General features: G+C 74.2%; 17 protein-coding genes. 13 read left to right on the forward strand and 4 right to left on the reverse strand.

The features are described 5' to 3' along the window. From VFG42_RS00835 to VFG42_RS00845, 3 genes are all read right to left on the reverse strand, one after another. Positions 1–361 (reverse strand): M20/M25/M40 family metallo-hydrolase (locus VFG42_RS00835; protein ID WP_324904222.1); only part of this gene is annotated, 361 nt, incomplete at its 3' end. Between the two features lie 70 nt (positions 362–431). Beyond that, positions 432–731 carry a hypothetical protein gene (locus tag VFG42_RS00840; protein ID WP_324904225.1) on the reverse strand — a complete coding sequence of 100 codons (300 nt, stop codon included), beginning with the start codon at positions 729–731 and terminating at the stop codon, positions 432–434. Continuing rightward, positions 728–1,591 carry a M55 family metallopeptidase gene (locus VFG42_RS00845; protein ID WP_324904227.1) on the reverse strand — a complete coding sequence of 288 codons (864 nt, stop codon included), beginning with the start codon at positions 1,589–1,591 and terminating at the stop codon, positions 728–730. Before VFG42_RS00845 ends, VFG42_RS00840 begins: the two co-directional genes overlap by 4 nt. Before the next feature lie 30 nt (positions 1,592–1,621). Here VFG42_RS00845 and VFG42_RS00850 point away from each other — a divergent pair, with 30 nt between their 5' ends. From VFG42_RS00850 to VFG42_RS00895, 10 genes are read left to right on the forward strand one after another with little or no spacing between them, the layout of a single operon-like run. Further along, entirely contained in the window at positions 1,622–2,971 is a 1,350-nt protein-coding gene (locus VFG42_RS00850) for a serine hydrolase domain-containing protein (RefSeq protein WP_324904229.1), read from the forward strand. Beyond that, complete coding sequence (tdh, locus tag VFG42_RS00855; protein WP_324904231.1) at positions 2,971–4,002, forward strand: L-threonine 3-dehydrogenase; 1,032 nt, start codon at positions 2,971–2,973, stop codon at positions 4,000–4,002. Before VFG42_RS00850 ends, tdh begins: the two co-directional genes overlap by 1 nt. Beyond that, entirely contained in the window at positions 4,003–5,196 is a 1,194-nt protein-coding gene (locus tag VFG42_RS00860; protein WP_324904233.1) for a glycine C-acetyltransferase, read from the forward strand. Further along, positions 5,193–6,317 (forward strand): alanine racemase, encoded by a 1,125-nt coding sequence (locus tag VFG42_RS00865; RefSeq protein WP_324904235.1) that lies wholly within the window; start codon positions 5,193–5,195, stop codon positions 6,315–6,317. The genes VFG42_RS00860 and VFG42_RS00865 overlap by 4 nt, the downstream gene beginning before the upstream one ends. Before the next feature lie 36 nt (positions 6,318–6,353). Beyond that, positions 6,354–7,058 carry a GntR family transcriptional regulator gene (locus VFG42_RS00870; RefSeq protein WP_324904237.1) on the forward strand — a complete coding sequence of 235 codons (705 nt, stop codon included), beginning with the start codon at positions 6,354–6,356 and terminating at the stop codon, positions 7,056–7,058. After that, entirely contained in the window at positions 7,055–8,044 is a 990-nt protein-coding gene (locus VFG42_RS00875) for a hypothetical protein (RefSeq protein WP_324904239.1), read from the forward strand. Before VFG42_RS00870 ends, VFG42_RS00875 begins: the two co-directional genes overlap by 4 nt. Beyond that, on the forward strand, positions 8,037–9,092 hold the full coding sequence (locus tag VFG42_RS00880; protein WP_324904241.1) for a dipeptide epimerase: 1,056 nt from the start codon (positions 8,037–8,039) through the stop codon (positions 9,090–9,092). The genes VFG42_RS00875 and VFG42_RS00880 overlap by 8 nt, the downstream gene beginning before the upstream one ends. Continuing rightward, positions 9,089–10,459 carry a serine hydrolase domain-containing protein gene (locus VFG42_RS00885; protein WP_324904243.1) on the forward strand — a complete coding sequence of 457 codons (1,371 nt, stop codon included), beginning with the start codon at positions 9,089–9,091 and terminating at the stop codon, positions 10,457–10,459. Before VFG42_RS00880 ends, VFG42_RS00885 begins: the two co-directional genes overlap by 4 nt. After that, positions 10,456–10,845: a RidA family protein gene (locus VFG42_RS00890; protein WP_324904245.1), complete on the forward strand. Its 390-nt coding sequence runs from the start codon at positions 10,456–10,458 to the stop codon at positions 10,843–10,845. The genes VFG42_RS00885 and VFG42_RS00890 overlap by 4 nt, the downstream gene beginning before the upstream one ends. Then, complete coding sequence (locus VFG42_RS00895) at positions 10,842–11,816, forward strand: threonine/serine dehydratase (protein ID WP_324904247.1); 975 nt, start codon at positions 10,842–10,844, stop codon at positions 11,814–11,816. Before VFG42_RS00890 ends, VFG42_RS00895 begins: the two co-directional genes overlap by 4 nt. A gap of 30 nt (positions 11,817–11,846) precedes the next feature. Here VFG42_RS00895 and VFG42_RS00900 read toward each other — a convergent pair whose 3' ends face one another. Continuing rightward, positions 11,847–12,845: a dipeptidase gene (locus tag VFG42_RS00900; RefSeq protein WP_324904249.1), complete on the reverse strand. Its 999-nt coding sequence runs from the start codon at positions 12,843–12,845 to the stop codon at positions 11,847–11,849. 67 nt (positions 12,846–12,912) lie between these two features. Here VFG42_RS00900 and VFG42_RS00905 point away from each other — a divergent pair, with 67 nt between their 5' ends. Genes VFG42_RS00905 through VFG42_RS00915 form a run of 3 tightly spaced genes read left to right on the forward strand, consistent with a single transcriptional unit; the run spans position 12,913 to position 16,718 of the window. Continuing rightward, positions 12,913–14,112, forward strand: a complete 1,200-nt coding sequence (locus tag VFG42_RS00905) for an aminotransferase class V-fold PLP-dependent enzyme (RefSeq protein WP_324904251.1) — start codon at positions 12,913–12,915, stop codon at positions 14,110–14,112. Positions 14,113–14,154: 42 nt separating this feature from the next. Beyond that, entirely contained in the window at positions 14,155–15,765 is a 1,611-nt protein-coding gene (locus tag VFG42_RS00910; protein WP_324904253.1) for an ABC transporter substrate-binding protein, read from the forward strand. Positions 15,766–15,767: 2 nt separating this feature from the next. Further along, entirely contained in the window at positions 15,768–16,718 is a 951-nt protein-coding gene (locus VFG42_RS00915) for an ABC transporter permease (RefSeq protein ID WP_324904255.1), read from the forward strand. The last annotated feature ends 2 nt before the right edge of the window (positions 16,719–16,720 follow it).

The following is a 16,720-nucleotide window of genomic DNA, read 5'->3' on the forward strand; positions in this document are numbered from 1 at the left end:
GCAGCGGCAGGAAGTTGCCCTTGTCGTCGGCGGCGCCGCGCGCGTAGATGCGCCCGTCGCGGACGGTCGGCTCGAACGGCGGCGTGTCCCAGAGGTCGAGCGGCTCGGCGCCCTGGACGTCGTAGTGGCCGTAGATCAGGACGGTCGGCGCGTCCTCGCGCGACGACGCGCGCAGCTCGCCGACGACCAGCGGGTTGCCGCCTTCCACGGGCCGCGCCAGCTCGGCGGTGCCGCCCGCGCGCCGGATCTTCGCGACCGCCCACTCCGCCGCGCGCACCAGGTCGGCGGGATCGCCGCCGCCCGTGGAGATGCTGGGGACGCGCAGCCACTCGAACGGCTCGTCGCGAAGCGCGTCAGACATCGGCAGCCCTCTCGCCGGCCGTGGTGTGGAACTCGTACCGGCAGGCGCGATGGGCAGGTTCATCGCGGCCTCAGCGCTTGCGCACGTCGAGCACGTCGACGTGAGCCGCCAGCCACGTGGCGACGGTGTGCGTGGCGCCGATCGAGGGTTGCACGCAGAGCGTCAGGTGGCCGGGACGGTGGAGGTCGCGGGCCTGGAACTGGATCTCCAGCACGGCGCAGCGGCGGCGGCGGAGCATGACGAGGAGGCGGATGAGCGCGGCAGGGTCGTCGCCGGCGAGCGAGATGTCGTACACGTCGATGCTCTGGCGCGTGCGCGGCGGATCCGGCTCTGCCGCGGCGCTCTGGGGTCCGAGGCGGGCGTCGATCACCGGTCGCCGCGCAGGCCGGGGGAGAGCATGGCCACCAACTCGACGAGGCGGTAGGCCGTCGTGAAGTCCGGGGCGTCGAAGCGGACGCCGCGGCCGCCGCGGCGCTCGACGCCCGGCACGCGCAGCAGCGCCTCGGCCATGGCCGGGTGGACCAGGTCGAGCTCGAGGTCGACGGGCCCTTCGAAGCGCGGCGGCCGTACCTCGGACGCGGCCGCCAGCGCCGCGGGGACCGCTGCCTCGATGCGCTCGCAGGCCTCATCGGGATGCATGCTCTCCGCCGCCCAGACGCCGAGCGCGCGCTTGACCGCCACGGCGTGGATCCCCGGGGCGACGTCGCGCGCCTCGGCGCCGGCTCGGTCGTCGCCGGTGACCAGCACCGGCGCCGCGCCGTGCACGGCGGCGTAGGCGGCGTTCAGCCCGATCTCCCCCAGCGACCGGCCGTCGCAGCGCACGTCCTGGATCACGGCCCCGTTCAGCGTGTGGGCGAGCACGGCGCCCTCGGCGCCGGCCTTGCCGTGGTAGCCCACCATCAGGACCGCGTCGACATGGTCGTCGATCCCGGTGAGCATCAGGTCGGGACGTGGCAGGCCGCGGACCAGTCGCGCACGGCGATCGAGCGCGTCGGGCAGCAGGTTGCGAAGCCGCGCGTGGGCGTCGGCGACCACGACCTCGGCCGACGGCGCGTGGTTCAGCACACCGCGAATCGCGGCGTTGGCCTCGTTCGTCATCAGCCGCCGCGCCGTCGCGTAGTCGGGGGCGCCGGGCAGCGTGTCGTCCCAGTCGACCACGCCGGCGACGCCCTCGATGTCCACCGACACGAGGATCTTGATGGCCTTGGTCCCTGATTCATTGACAACCATGGTCATAGGATCATAGGATCGTTGAACGAAATGTCGAGCATCATCACCTCCAGCGAACTTGACGACCGGCTCACCGACCTCCTTCGGCGGTCCGGCATTCCCGGCGCCTCGGTGGCCGTCGCGGTCGACGGGCGCTCGGTCGCCGCGGCCGCCGGCGTGGTGAACGCGGAGACCGGGGTCGAGGCGACGCCCGAGGCGCTGTTCCAGGTCGGCTCGATCACGAAGGTGTACGTCGCGACCGCCGTGCTCGCGCTCGTCGCCCAGGGTCGCCTGGACCTCGATCGGCCGGTCCGGACGTGGCTGCCGGAGCTGCGGCTGGGCGACGACGACGTCGCCGCCGCCGTCACGCCGCGCCACCTGCTGACCCACACGAGCGGCATCGCCGGTGACTTCTTCCCGGACACGGGTCGGGGCGACGACGCGCTGGAGCGGTTCGTCGCCGAGGCCGCGGACCTGGGGCAGGACGTGGGCCTCGGGTCCGTCATGTCCTACTCCAACACCGGCTTCTGCCTGCTCGGCCGGCTCGTCGAGGTCGTGACGGGGGAGCCGTGGGACGCCGCGATGCGCGCGCTCGTCTACGCGCCGGCCGAGCTGGAGGACACGGTCACGCTGCCCGAGCAGGCGCTCGCCTACCGCGCCGCCTTCGGCCATGTCCTCGGCGCCGACGGTCGGCCCGCGCTGGTCGACGAGTGGGACTTCCCGCGGGCGGCCGGACCGGCCGGCGGCATCTGCGCGACCGCGTCCGACCTCGTCGCCTTCGCGCGGTCGCACCTCGCCGGACGCGTCCTTCCGGGAGCGCTCGCCGACGCGATGCTGGAACCTCAGGTCACGATCCCCGACCGCTGGTCGCTGGGCGACCATTGCGGGCTGGCGTGGATGCTGCGGGACGCCGGCGGCCGTCGCGTGCACGGACACGACGGCAACGGCATGGGCCAGGCGGCGTTCCTGCGCGTCGTTCCCGACCGCGGCGTCGCGATCGCGCTGATGACCAACGGCGGCGACGACCTGCGGCCCGGCCACGCGCTGGTCGCCGCGCTCCTGCGCGACCTGGCGGCCATCGAGCTGCCGGCGCCGCCGCGCTCGGTCCCCGGCGACCCGCCCGGACCGGCGGCCACCTACGAGCGCTTCGGCGTCCGGATGGAGATCGGCGGCGCGAGCGGCGCCGGGCGCGGACGGATCGTCCTGCGCGAGCCGCTGGCCTCGCAGATGCCCGGTCAGCCTCCGGTCGAGCTGCTGCTGTCGCGGTCCGAGGCCGGCGACGACGTGCTGCTGGCCCAGGTCGAGGGCACGGCCCACGCCCCGGCTCCGCTCGTCCGCTTCGAGGACGACGGCGTCGAGCACGTCCACTTCGGCGGTCGCGCGATGCGGCGGGTGGCCTGATGCGGGCGCTGGTCAAGGCCAAGGGCGAGCCCGGCCTGTGGCTCCGCGACGTGCCCGAGCCCGAGGTGGGCATCAACGACGTGCTGATCCGGATCCAGCGGACCGGCATCTGCGGCACCGACGTGCACATCTACAACTGGGATGCCTGGGCGTCGAAGACGGTGCCCCTCGACCTGGTCGTCGGGCACGAGTTCGTGGGCGAGGTCGTCGCCGTGGGGGACAACGTCAGCGACTTCCGGGCCGGGGATCTGGTCAGCGGTGAGGGCCACCTGGTCTGCGGCCGTTGTCGCAACTGCATGGCCGGTCGGCGGCACCTGTGCGCGCGCACGCGCGGGGTCGGCGTCAACCATCCCGGCGCCTTCGCCGAGTACCTCGCGCTGCCCATGACCAACATCTGGCATCACGCCGAGGGCATCGACCGGGACGTCGCCGCGATCTTCGACCCGTTCGGCAACGCCGTCCACACCGCGCTCTCGTTCCCCGTCCTCGGCGAGGACGTCCTCGTCGCCGGTGCGGGCCCGATCGGCTTGATGGCCTGCGCCGTCGCGGCCCACGCGGGCGCGCGCCACGTGGTGGCCACCGACGTCAACCCCGCGCGCCTGGAGCTGGCGCGCGCCATGGGCGCGACGCGCACGGTCGACGTCCGGCACGAGGCGCTCGACGCCGTCCAGGCCGAGCTCGGCATGCGCGAGGGCTTCGACGTCGGGCTGGAGATGTCCGGCAACCCGGCGGCGCTGCGGGGGATGCTCGAGGCCATGGCCCACGGCGGGCGCGTCGCGATGCTGGGGATCCCGACCGAGGACATCGCGATCGACTGGAACGTCGTCGTCTTCAACATGTTGACCATCAAGGGGATCTACGGCCGCGAGATGTATGAGACCTGGTACGCGATGACGGCGATGCTGCAGTCGGGGCTGGACGTCTCCGGCGTCATCACGCACCGGTTCCCGGCCGCGGAGTTCGAACGGGCCTTCGCCGTCGCGGCGAGCGGCGACGCGGGCAAGGTGCTGCTCGACTGGGAGGCGATCTAGATGACCACGGAGACCCTCGAGCAGATCGACGCCGAGCTGCGGACGCTGCGCGCGGAGGGGCTGCACAAGCCCGAGCGCCTCATCGCCTCGGCCCAGGGCGCGCGGGTGACGCTGCGCGACGGCCACGAGGTGCTCAACCTCTGCGCCAACAACTACCTCGGCCTGGCCGACCATCCCGCGGTGCTGGAAGCGGCTCGCGACGCGCTGGAGCGCTGGGGCTTCGGGATGGCGTCGGTGCGGTTCATCTGCGGCACCCAGGTCATCCATCGCGAGCTCGAGGAGCGCATCAGCTCGTTCCTGGGCACGGCGGACACCATCCTCTACAACTCGTGCTTCGACGCCAACGGAGGTCTCTTCGACACGCTGATGGGGCCCGAGGACGCGATCGTCTCGGACGCCCTCAACCACGCGTCGATCATCGACGGCATCCGCCTGAGCCGTGCGCGCCGGCTCCGCTACGCCAACGGCGACATGGACGAGCTGCGCGCCCGGCTGGCCGAGGCCGCCGAGGCGGGCGCTCGCCGGCTGCTGGTCGCCACCGACGGCGTCTTCTCCATGGACGGGTACGTGGCGCGGCTGGACCGCATCTGCGACCTGGCCGACGAGTTCGGCGCGCTGGTCATGGTCGACGACTCGCACGCGGTCGGCTTCGTGGGCCCGGGCGGGCGCGGCACCCCGGCGTTGCTAGGGGTAGCTGAGCGTGTCGACATCCTGACCGGAACGCTGGGCAAGGCGCTCGGCGGCGCGAGCGGCGGCTACGTGGCCGGTCGCGCCGAGATCGTGGAGCTGCTGCGCCAGCGATCCCGGCCGTACCTGTTCTCCAACACGATCGCGCCGCCGATCGTCGCCGCCACGCTGCGGGCGCTCGATCTCGTCGAGGAGGGCGACGCGGCGCGCGCCCAGCTGGCCGCCAACACCGAGCGGTTCCGGGCGGGATTGGCGGGCCACGGTCTCGAGGTGCTGCCCGGCGATCACCCGATCGTGCCCGTGATGTACGGCAAGGCGGACGCCGCCGTCGCCGTCGCCGAACGGCTGCTCGACGAGGGCGTCTACGCGATCCCCTTCTCGTTCCCGGTCGTGCCGCGCGGCCAGGCGCGGATCCGCACGCAGATGTCGGCCGCGCACTCCGTTGCCGACGTCGACGCGGCGATCGCCGCGTTCGCCCGCGCGGGTCGGCCCGAGGCGGTGTCGTGAGCACGGGCCCGCGCACGGTCCACGACCTGCCGACGCCGGCGCTGCTGGTCGACGCCGACGTCCTCTCCGCCAACGTCCGCCGGATGGCCGACCACGCTCGGTCCCTCGGCGTGACGCTGCGTCCCCACGTCAAGACCCACAAGTCGGTCGCGATCGCGCGGATGCAGCAGCAGGCCGGCGCGCCGGGCTTCACGGTCGCCACGCTCGCCGAGGCCGAGGTGCTGCGCGCGGCCGGCCTCGACGACCTCTTCGTCGCCTACCCGCAGGTCGGGCCGTGGCGCGCGGGGCGGCTGGAGCGGCTGATCGCCGCCGGTCCCGTGGCCTTCGGCGTCGACTCCGCGGCCTCCGTGGAGGTCGTCGCGCGGGCGGCGCGGACCGCGGGTGCCGGCGTGCGGTGCCTGTGGGAGGTCGACAGCGGTGCCCACCGCACCGGCACGGAGCCGGGCGCCGCGTCGGTCGACGCCGTGCGCGACCTCGTGGGCGCCGACGACGCCATCGACGTCGCCGGCTTCTTCACGTTCCCGGGGCACGCCTATGCCGCCACCGGCGAGTCGGGGCTCGATCATGCGGTCGCCGACGAGACCCGGGCGCTGGACGCCACGGCCGCGGCGGCGCGAGAGGTGGGACTCGACGTGCGGGTCCTGAGCGGTGGGACGACGCCGACCGCCTGGCATCGGCGCGCGGCCGACGGGCTGACCGAGCTGCGACCGGGCAACTACGTCTTCCACGACGCCACCCAGGTCGCGCTCGGCGTCGCCTCGGTCGGCCAGTGCGCGCTGACGGTGCTGGCGACCGTGATCGCCCGGCCCACGCCGTTTCGCGCCGTGCTCGACGCGGGGTCCAAGGCGCTCGGCCGAGAGCAGATGACGTCGGGGATGCTGGGCTACGGCGTGCTGCTGGACGATCGTGTCGGGTGCGCCATCACCACCCTGTACGAGGAGCACGCGATCGTCGAGTCCGCCGGCCGGCTCGACCACATCGCCGTCGGCGACCGGCTGCCGATCCTGCCCAACCACGCGTGCGTCACCGCCAACCTCCATTCCGAGTACGTGCTCGTCCGCGGCGAGGAGGTCGTGGACCGGCTTCCGCTCGATGCCCGCGGTTGGGCCCAGCGCGGTTGACTGGTCCCACGTTCGAACGTAGGATTGCTCAACGACATGGACATCGGCCTGAAGATCGACCAGCAGAAGAGCACCCCCGAGCGGATCGCCGAGGCGATCAGGGGCGTGATCCTGCGCGGAGAGCTCGCTCCCGGCGCGGCGTTGCGCGAGGCGGACATCGCCGGCGAGGTCGGCGCGTCGCGCAACACCGTGCGCGAGGCGATGCGGCTGCTGGCCCGCGAAGGGCTCGTCACCCACAGCGCCTTCAAGGGCGTCACGGTCGCGGAGCTGACCGAAGCCGATGTCGCCGACATCTTCCGGGCGCGGCTGACGCTGGAGCTCGCCGGCGTCGACGCCGCCGTGCGCGCCACGCCCGAGCAGGTGGCGGTGCTGGAGGCGGCGGCCGCCGGCTTCGAGGACGCCGTCGGGCGCCAGGACTGGCAGGCCGCGTTCGAGCACGACATCGAGCTGCACGCCGGGATCGTGCAGACGATCGGCAGCACGCGGCTGGACACCACGATCGTCGCCATCCTTCGCGAGCTGCGTCTCGCCTACGGCATGTTCCGCGGGCTGGAGACCGAGGCGCAGCCGATCGATCGCGAGGAGCATCACGAGATCGTCGCGCTGATCGCCGCGGGCGAGCGCGCGGCCGGTCGCAAGCTGATCAAGGCCCACCTCGAACGCTCCGAGGCGCTGCTCGTCGACCTGATGCGCGCCAGCGCCGATCAGGGCGATCGGGCCGACCGCGGCGCCGCCGCATGAGCGACGAGGTCCTCGTCCTCGACGAGGCGACCGTTCGCGAGGTCGCGTCCGGCGTCGACGCGCTCGGTGCCGCGCGCGAGGCGTTCGTCGCCCTCTCCCGCGGAGCGGTCGAGCAGCCCGACGTGCTGTCGCTCGACCTGCGTCGGCAGCGCGGCGAGGTCCACGCCAAGGGGGCGTTCATCCACGGCGCGCCGTTCTACACCATCAAGGTCGCGTCCGGCTTCTACGGCAACCCGGCGCTCGGGCTGCCGGTCGCCGGCGGCGCGGTCTGGGTCTTCGACGCCGCCACCGGCGCGCTCCGGGCGATCCTGCTCGACCGAGGCCACCTGACCGACGTGCGCACGGGCGCCGCGGGCGCCGTCGCGGCCGATCTGCTGGCCCGCCCCGACAGCGAGCGCGCGGTCGTCGTCGGCGCCGGCGGGCAGGCGCGCCATCAGATGGCCGCGCTGGCGCGGGTCCGCGAGCTCCGGCACATCACCGTGTGGGCCCGCGATCCCGAGGCGGGACGGCGCTGCGCCGAGGACGTCGCCGCCGCCACCGGCGTCGAGACGACGACGTGCGCCGATCTGCGGGACGCCGTTCACGACGCCGACGTGGTCGTGACCGCCACGCCCGCGCGCGAGCCGCTGGTCCGCGCGGGGTGGATCCAGCCCGGGACGCACGTGACCGCGATCGGCTCCGACCTCCCGGGCAAGGTGGAGCTGGAGCCCGCGCTCCTCGCCGGGTCCCGGGTCTTCGCGGACCGCCTCGCGCAGTGCCGGACGCAGGGCGAGATCGCCGCGGCCATCGCCGCAGGCGCGATCGCGGAGGGCGACGTGGTCGCCGAGTTGGGCGACGTCGCCGCGGGCGCGGTGACGGGACGCGCGGCGTCGCACGAGGTGACGATCGCGGACCTGACCGGGGTGGGGGCGCTCGACGCCGCTCTGGCCGTCGCGGTCGTCGAGCGTGCGCTGGCGGCCGGAGCCGGCATGACCCTGCGTGCCTGAGCCGGCGCGCGAGTCGATCCGGCTCGCGCACACGCGGACGCGGCTGACGCTGCGCGATCCGCTGGTGATCTCCAAAGGCGCCGAGCAGCACGCCGACGTCGTCCACGTGGCGGTGCGCTGGGGCGGCGCGGTCGGCTGTGGCGAGGCGGCGCCGCAGGACGAGGACGGCCAGACGCCCGAGTCGGTGGCGCGCTATCTGGACGCGGCCGCTCCGCTGCTGGGCGACGATCCGTTCGCGCTGGAGGCGATCCTGGCGCGCGCCGGGGCCTCCGATCGCGCGGGGCGCGCCGCGTTGGACGCCGCGCTGCACGACCTCGTGGGCACGCTCATCGGCCAGCCGATGTGGCGGCTGCTGGGGCTCACGCCCGGCGGGCCACCCACCACGTACACCATCTCGCTGGCGGAGCCCCAGGCGATGGCCGACGGCGCGCGGGCGGCGCTGACGCGGTTCGCCGGGCTGCGCGCGCTCAAGCTCAAGCTCGGCGCGGGCCGGGACCTCGACGTCGCGCGCGTCCGCGCGATCCGTTCGGCCGTCGGGCCCGGCGTCGCGTTGGTCGTCGACGCCAACGAGGCGTGGACGCTGCCCGAGGCGCTGGCGGTGCTGCCCGCGCTGGCCGACGCCGGCGTCGCGCTGGTCGAGCAGCCGCTGCCGCGCGACAGCCCCGAGGCGCCGGCGTTGAAGGCGCGCTCGCCGGTCCCGGTCTACGCCGACGAGGCATGCCACACCCTCGCCGACGTCGGCGCGCTGGCCGACCGCGTCCACGGGATCAACATCAAGATGTCGAAGTGCGGCGGTCCGCGCGAGGCGCTGCGGATGATCCACACGGCGCGCGCGCTCGGGCTCGGCGTCATGCTCGGCTGCCAGGTCGAGTCCGGCCTGGGGCTGGCGCCTGCCGTGGCGCTGAGCGGCCTGGCCGACGTCGTCGACCTCGACGCCAACCTGATGCTGGAGCGCGACCCGGCGCCCGGCCTGACGTTGCGCGACGGCGTCCAGACCGCCTCCGCGCGGCCGGGGCTCGGCGTGGCGCTCGAAGCGGTGCCCGGATGACGCCGACCGACGCGGCCCTCCGTGAGCGGCTCGAGGAGGCGATGGCACGCCACCACGTGATGGCCGCCAGCGTCGCGGTCGGCCGGCGCGGATCGATCGCGGTGGCGGCCGAAGGCGTGCTTCACGCGCGCACGCGCGTGCGCGCGACACCTGCGTCGCTGTTCCAGATCGGCTCGATCACCAAGCCGTACACCGCGACGGTCGCGATGCGCCTGGCCGAGGCCGGGCTGATCGATCTCGACCGACCCATGGCCGAAGCGCTGCCCGGGTTCCGGGTTGCCGACGCCGAGGCGACCGCCGTCACGACCCCGCGTCACCTGCTGACCCACACCAGCGGGATCGGCGGCGACTTCTTCCCCGACACCGGCCGCGGTGACGACGCGCTGACCCGATACGCCGAGCTGTGCGCCGACCTGGGCCAGGACGTGCCGGTGGGGGTGATCATGTCCTACTCGAACGCGGGCTACGTCATCCTCGGACGCCTGATCGAGCACGTGACCGGCTCGACGTGGGACGCCGTGCTGCGGCGCGAGCTGCTCGACCCGGCCCGTCTGGACGACACGTGCACGCTGCCCGAGGAGGCGCTGCGGCATCGGGTGGCCTGGGGGCACGTCGCGGGCGCGGACGGCGAGCTGACGCCGGTCGGCGCGTGGTCGCTGCCCCGCTGCCTCGGGCCGGCCGGCGCGGTCTGCGCCACGGCCGCCGACGTCGTGCGCTTCGCCCAGCTGCACCTGGCCGACGGGCGCGCGGCCGACGGCCGGCAGGTGCTCGACGCCGCCTCCGTGACGGCGATGCGCACGCCGCAGGTGCGCGTGCCCGAGCCGTGGTCGACGGGCGAGCACTGCGGGCTCGGCTGGTTCGTCAGCGCCCCCGCCGGCCGGAGGGTGTTCGGCCACGACGGGAGCACCCCTGGCCAGAACGCGTACCTCGTCGCCGTGCCGGAGGACGGGGTCGCGATCGCGGTGCTCACCAACGGCGGTGACGGCGACGGCCTCGCGCGCCGGCTGCGTGACGGTCTGCTCGCCGAGCTGTGCGGCATCGTCATGCCGTCGCTGCCCGAGCCGGCACCCGGCGCGCCGCCGGTGCCCGACGACGTGCTCGGCCGCTATGAGCGCAACGGCGTGCGGATCGACGTGGAGCGCCGCTCCGACGGCCGCGTCCAGATGACCACGCGGCTGATCGAGCCGCTGCTGTCCAGCCTGCCGCCGCAGGCGCCGGTCGTGTGCGTCCTGGCGCCGACCGCGAGCGACGGGGTCTTCGCCACCGAGCCCGAGGACGGCGGCACCGGATGGCCGGTCGCCTTCCTGGAGGTCGGCGGCGCCCGCTACCTACACGACAGCGCACGAGCGCTGAGGAGGATCCCATGACCGATCACGAGCACGGCGGCGCGACCGTCGTCCCCGAGCCGCTGGCCGCCTACGTCAACGTCGTCGAGGCCGAGGGGCCGCTGGCCTTCGTCTCCGGCCAGGTGCCGATCGTCGGCGACACCTATGAGCCCGCGCCGATCGAGGAGGAGACCGCGCGCTGCCTGGCGCGGATCGAAGCCGTCCTGGCGACGGTCGGAGCTGGGCTCGGCGACGTCGTGCGGTGCGGCGTCCACCTCGCCGACCTCGCCGACTTCGCCGGCATGGATGCCGCGTACCGCGACGGGTTCGCCGGCCGTCCGCTCCCGGCGCGGACCACCGTCGGCGCGCAGCTGGCGCTGGGCATCAAGGTCGAGATCGACTGCGTCGCCCGGGTGCCGCGAGCATGAGCACCGCGTCGCCGACCGCGGCCGACGTGCGCGACGCGGCCCGGCGCATCGGCGACGCCGTGCATCGCACGCCGCTGCTGCGGTCGCGGACGTTGGGCGAGCGCGTCGGCGCGCCGGTCGCGCTCAAGGCCGAGCTGCTGCAGCGCAGCGGGTCGTTCAAGTTGCGTGGCGCGCTGAACTGGGTGCGTGCGTTGCCGGTGGCGGAGCGCGCCCGCGGCGTCGTGACCGTCTCGGCCGGCAACCACGCGCAGTCGGTCGCGCTGGCCTGTCGCGAGGCGGGCGTCGACGCGCTGGTGCTGATGCCGCGCGCCGCGAGCCCCGCCAAGGTCGCCGCGGCACGCGGCTACGGCGCGACCGTCGACCTCGAGTCGGTCGACGCCACGGAGGCGTTCGAGCGCATGGCGGTCGTGACGCGGGAGACCGGCCGGCTGGTGCTGCACCCCTTCGACGACCCCGCGGTGATCGCGGGCCAGGGCACGGTCGGCCTCGAGATCGTGCAGGACGCCACGGCGCCCGACGTCGTCGTGGTACCCGTCGGCGGCGCGGGCTTGGTGTCGGGCATCGCCCTGGTGCTGAAGGACGCGCGGCCCGGCGCGCGCATCATCGGCGTCCAGCCGGAGGCGACCGCCACGTTGGCGGCGTCGCTGGCCGCCGGACGTCCGGTCCGCGGCCCGGGACGGCCGACGCTGGCCGATGGGCTCACCGCGCCGACGGTCGGAGCGCTCGGCCTGGAGATCTGCGCGGCGCTGCTCGACGACGTCGTGACGGTGACCGAGGACGAGCTGCGCGACGGGCTGCGTTTCCTCTACCAGCGCGCCAAGCTCGCCGCCGAGCCCGCGGGCGCGGCGGCGGTGGCGGCGCTGATCGCCGGGCGCGTTCCGATCGGCGACGGGGAGGGCGTCGTGGCCGTCGTCTCGGGCGGGAACGTCTCCGAGGCCACGGTCGCGGGCGTCTTCGGGGCCGCCGCCTGAGCCGTCATGAGCCAGGACGGGCGCCGAGGGTCAGCCGGCGGGCAGCGTGCGTGCCAGCAGCGCGAGCAGGTTGCCGCCGAACAGCGCGGCGACGTCGTCGTCGCCGTAGCCGCGCCGCGTGAGCGCGTCGGCGAGGGCGGGGTACTGCGCGGGGCCGTCGAGCCCCTCGATCGCGGCATCGGCGACGGGACCGACCTCGGGGTCGGGCAGGCCGATGGTGCGAGCGATCTGACGCAGGAAGTCACCGCCCAGGGCGACGTGTCGCGGGCCCGCGACGGCGACGGCGTGGTCGACGTGGTCGACGAAGCGGTCCAGCGTCGGCGCCTGCTCGTCGACCACCAGCGGGTGGGGCATCAGGCCTACGACGCCTCCGTGCTCGGCCAACGCGCGGAGCTGGTCGTCGCCGAGGTTGCGCGGGTGGTCGAGGACGGCACCGCACGCGGCGTGGCTGACCAGCGCGTGTCCCGGCGGGACGCGTTCCAGGGCGTCCCAGAACGTGCGCGGCGCGGCATGGGCGAGGTCGACGGCGACGTGGTTGGCGACCATGCGGTCGACGAGCTCGCGCCCGCGGGCGGTCAGCCCGCCCTCGGCGCCGCAGCCGGCCGCGAACGCGTTGGCGCCGTTCCAGGTCGGCGAGGCCATGCGGACCCCGAGGGCGGCGAGGACGTCGATCAGCCACGGGTCCTCCCCGAGGCTGTCGGCGCCCTCCAGGCTCAGCAGCAGCCCGCGACGACCGTCGTCGAGACGAGCGAGGTCGGCCAAGGAGGTGACGGCGAACGCGCGGTCGGCGTTGGCGCGCACGCCAGCGTGGAACGCGTGGGCGAGGCGCAGCGCGCGGAGCAGCCCGCGCCCGTCGCGGAGGTGCTCGGGCTCGACGTAGATCGCGCAGGTCTGGAGGACCACGGCGCCCTGCTCCAGCGACCCGAGCCAGCGGTCGCGCAAGGGGTTGGCCTCGGCGAGGCGATCCTCGGCGAAGGCGACCTCGATCAGCAGGTCGCTGTGGGCGTCGGCGACGCGTGGGCTGGGCACGGCGGGCGATCCTAGCGAACATGCCGTTGACATGTTCTCGGATAGGAGAATAGGATCGTTCAACGATATGACGATCGAGACTTCGACAACCCAACGCTCCGACGCGCTCGTGCCCCGCGAGCACTTCCCCGTCCTGGAGGACGTCACGTACCTGAACACCGCGTCGATCGGCCTCGTGGCCCGACCGGTGCAGGAGTCGGCGAGCGCGTTCGACCGCGAGATCGCCTCGCGCGGCACCACCTGGTTCGACGAGGAGCAGGAGACCGGCGTGCTGGAGCGCGCCCGCGGCGCGGCCGCGCGTCTCCTCAACGTCGATCCCGAGCTGATCGCCATCCCGTCCAGCGCGACCGAAGCGCTCTGCCAGCTGGCCTGGCACCTGCGTCCCGCCGCGGGCGCCAACGTCGTCTCGATCGACCTCGAGTTCCCGAGCGTCGTCTACCCGTGGATGCGGGTCGCCGAGGAGACCGGCGCCGAGGTCCGGCTCGTGGACGTGCGCTCCGACCCCGGGCGGCTGTCCCTGGAGGCGGTCGCCGAGCGCGTCGACGCGCACACCTCGGTGATCTGCGTCAGCCACGCGCAGTTCGCCACCGGCTGCGTGCTCGACCTCGCGGGCCTGTCGGCGCTCGCGCGGGCCCACGACGCCAGGCTCGTCATCGACGCCACGCAGTCGGCGGGCATGGTCCCGATCGACCTCGCCGGCGTCCACGTCGACGCGCTCGTCGCGGGCGGCTACAAGTGGCTGGGCGGCCCGTTCGGGGCGGCGCTGCTCTACGTGCACCCCGAGCTGCTCGACGGCTTTCGGCCGTCGCTGGTCGGCTGGCGCAGCACGCCCGACCCCTACAACCTGGATCCGCGGACGATGCCGCTGGCCGACGGGGCGCGCCGGGTCGAGTTCTCGACCATGTCCTATACCGCGGGCCAGGCGCTCGGCGGGGCGATCGAGTACCTGCTCGACGTCGGCATCGAACGTGTCGCCGCGCACGCCGCCGCGCTCGCCGACCGCCTCGTCGCCGGCCTCGACGCGCTCGGCGCCGAGCTGCTGACGCCGCGCGAGCGCGCGTCGCGTGGCGGCACCGTCGCCGCGCGGTTCCCCGGCCGCGATGGCGAGGGTGTGGCGATGGCGCTCAACCGCGCCGGCGTGATCGTGTCGCCGCGCTTCGGCGCGACCCGCTTCGCGACGCACCTCTTCAACACCCCGGCGGACGTCGACCGGGCGCTGGAGCAGCTCGACGCCGTCCTCGGTCGCCCGGCGGGCGACCTGCGGTAGGCGGACGACGGGCCCACGGACCTGAACACGGAGGAGAGACCGATGACCAGAGCAATGAAGTGCACCGCGGCGGTTGGGATGCTGGCGGCGGCCACCGCGCTGGCGGCCTGCGGCGGAGGCGGCGGCGCGCCCGCCGCGGCGACCGGCGCCACGGACGGCGGCAAGCCCGCGGGCGCCCTCGTCGGCGGCGCGACGTTCACGTACGCCATCGGCGCCGACCCGGGCGGCCTGGACCCGGCGACCAACCTCAGCTCCGCGGCCACGAGCGTGTTCCCGTTCGCCTATGACACGCTCGTCGCCGCCGACCAGGACAACAAGATCGTCCCGAACCTGGCCGAGCGCTGGTCGATCACGCCCAAGGTCGCGCGGTTCACGCTGCGCGACGGCGCCACCTGCGCGGACGGCAGCCCCGTGACCGCGGGGGTCGTGGCCAAGAACCTCAACTACCTCAAGAGCCCGAAGGTGCAGTACCCGGCGCTCGGGACGCTCGACTACGAGGTCAGCACGGCCGGCTCGACCGTCACGATCCGCTTCGGGCAGCCGGTGACGTTCCTGCTGCAGAACCTGGAGTTCGTCCCGATCGTCTGCGGCTCGGGCCTGGCCGACCGGTCCAAGCTGCAGCGCGGGACCAGCGGGTCCGGGCCGTACGTGATGAGCGAGGCCGTCCCCAACGACCACTACACCTTGACGTTGCGACGCGGCTACACGTGGGGGCCGGACGGCGCGTCGACCGACGCGCGCGGGCTGCCCGCGCGGGTGGTCCTGAAGGTGGTCCCCAACGAGACGACGACCGCCAACCTCCTGCTCGCCGGGGACCTGACCGCCGCGGTCATCCGCGGGTCGGAGAAGAGCCGCCTGAAGGCGCAGCAGGTGCCGTCCTTGTCGAAGACGCTCGGGATCACCCAGATGTTCTTCAACGAGGCGGCCGGTCGGCCGACCGCCGATGTCGCCGTTCGCAAGGCCCTGACGGCCGCGCTCGACCGCGCCGCGGTCGCCAAGGTGGCGGCCGGCACGGCGTCGCCGACGCTGCTCGCGCCGGCGGTGAACCCGTGTCCGCCGACCGGCGGCGGTGCGCCGATCGCGTCCGGTGGCGCCGCGGAGGCCGGCAAGCTGCTGGACGCCGCCGGCTGGGTCAAGGGCTCTGACGGCGTGCGCGCCAAGGGCGGCAAGCGCCTGACCGTGACGATGCTGGGGCTGGCCAGCGCCGGGCCGGCGCTCGTCTCGGCCGCGCAGTACGTCGCCGAGACCTGGCGCGACGCCGGCGTCGACGTCAAGAGCCGCTCGCTCTCGGAGAACGCGTCGATCGAGGCCCTCAACAACGGCTCGTGGGACGTCTTCCCGATCAACCAGGTCGGCGTGACCGCGCCGTCGCAGTTCACCCCGTTCGTCTCGGGAGAGGCGCCGCCGAAGGGGGCCAACTGGGGCCACGTCGAGAACGCCGACTACGACCGGCTCGTGGCCAAGGCCGCGACGACGACGGGCGACGCCGCGACCTGCCAGGTCTTCAACGACGCCGAGCGGGCGCTCGTGCAGCGCGTGGACGTCGTGCCGATGGTCGCGCTCGACACGACCTGGTTCGTCAGCAAGAAGGCGGAGTTCCAGGTGTCGCCGCTCGGCGTCATCCCGATGACGATCCGCATGCACGAGGGGTAGCGGTGCGGCGCATCTGGTGCCTCTTCGTCCTGCGCCGGCTTGCCGTGCTGGTCGCGTCGCTGGCGACGCTGGTCGTGGCGACGTTCGCGATCACGCAGCTGGTCCCCGGCGATCCGGCCCGCGCCGGCCTGGGGCCCACCGCGGCCCCGAGCCGGGTGGAGGCCCAGCGCGCCGCGCTGCACCTCGACGAGCCCCTGCCGTCGCAGTTCGGCCACTACGTCCAGGGCCTGGTGAAGGGCGACCTGGGCAAGTCGTTCGCGTCAGGGCAGAAGGTCACCGACATCATCGGCGATCGCTTCCCGGCCACGGCGCGACTGGCGCTGCTGGCCTTCGCGGTCACGATGGTGGTCGGCCTGCCGTGGGGGATGGTGACGGCGGTCGCCTCGCGCGGCCGCCCGCGCCGCGCCCTCGACACGGCGTTCTCGTCGACGACGGGCGTGATGATCTCCGTGCCCGACTACCTCATCGCGACCGGGCTGGTCGCGCTCTTCGGCGTCTGGCTGGGCTGGCTGCCGATCGCCGGCAGCTCCGGCGCCACGTCCTACATCCTGCCGGTGCTCGCCTACAGCGCGCTCTCGACCGGGATGCTCGCGCGCGTGGCCCGCGTCGAGATGCTCAAGGTCCTCGACCAGGAGTACGTGCGCGTGGCGCGCAGCAAGCGCCTGCCGCTGACCCAGCTGTACGTGCGGCACGCGCTGCCCAACGCGCTCACCGCCACGTTGACGTTCTCGGGTCTGCTGCTCGGCGGCTGCCTGGCGGGCACCGTCGTGGTCGAGAACGTCTTCGCCTGGCCCGGGCTCGGCTCGGCGCTCGTGCAGGCGATCCAGACCAAGGACTATCCCTTGATCCAGGGAGTCGTGCTGCTGCTGGGCGGCATCGTCCTGGTCGTGAACCTGCTGGTCGACGTCGCGCTCGGCGTGCTCGATCCGCGCGTGATGACGCGAGAGCGCTGACG

This window comes from Baekduia sp. (assembly GCF_035685985.1).
GTDB lineage: Bacteria > Actinomycetota > Thermoleophilia > Solirubrobacterales > Solirubrobacteraceae > Baekduia.

Excerpts from the sequence above, each read along its gene's own strand:
- VFG42_RS00895 (WP_324904247.1), top strand. The coding sequence starts at position 10,842 with ATGAGCACCGCGTCGCCGACCGCGGCCGACGTGCGCGACGCGGCCCGG.
- VFG42_RS00850 (WP_324904229.1), top strand. The coding sequence starts at position 1,622 with ATGTCGAGCATCATCACCTCCAGCGAACTTGACGACCGGCTCACCGAC.
- VFG42_RS00910 (WP_324904253.1), top strand. The coding sequence starts at position 14,155 with ATGACCAGAGCAATGAAGTGCACCGCGGCGGTTGGGATGCTGGCGGCG.
- VFG42_RS00860 (WP_324904233.1), top strand. The coding sequence starts at position 4,003 with ATGACCACGGAGACCCTCGAGCAGATCGACGCCGAGCTGCGGACGCTG.
- VFG42_RS00905 (WP_324904251.1), top strand. The coding sequence starts at position 12,913 with ATGACGATCGAGACTTCGACAACCCAACGCTCCGACGCGCTCGTGCCC.
- VFG42_RS00885 (WP_324904243.1), top strand. The coding sequence starts at position 9,089 with ATGACGCCGACCGACGCGGCCCTCCGTGAGCGGCTCGAGGAGGCGATG.
- VFG42_RS00845 (WP_324904227.1), bottom strand. The coding sequence starts at position 1,591 with ATGGTTGTCAATGAATCAGGGACCAAGGCCATCAAGATCCTCGTGTCG.
- VFG42_RS00875 (WP_324904239.1), top strand. The coding sequence starts at position 7,055 with ATGAGCGACGAGGTCCTCGTCCTCGACGAGGCGACCGTTCGCGAGGTC.
- VFG42_RS00890 (WP_324904245.1), top strand. The coding sequence starts at position 10,456 with ATGACCGATCACGAGCACGGCGGCGCGACCGTCGTCCCCGAGCCGCTG.
- VFG42_RS00870 (WP_324904237.1), top strand. The coding sequence starts at position 6,354 with ATGGACATCGGCCTGAAGATCGACCAGCAGAAGAGCACCCCCGAGCGG.
- tdh (WP_324904231.1), top strand. The coding sequence starts at position 2,971 with ATGCGGGCGCTGGTCAAGGCCAAGGGCGAGCCCGGCCTGTGGCTCCGC.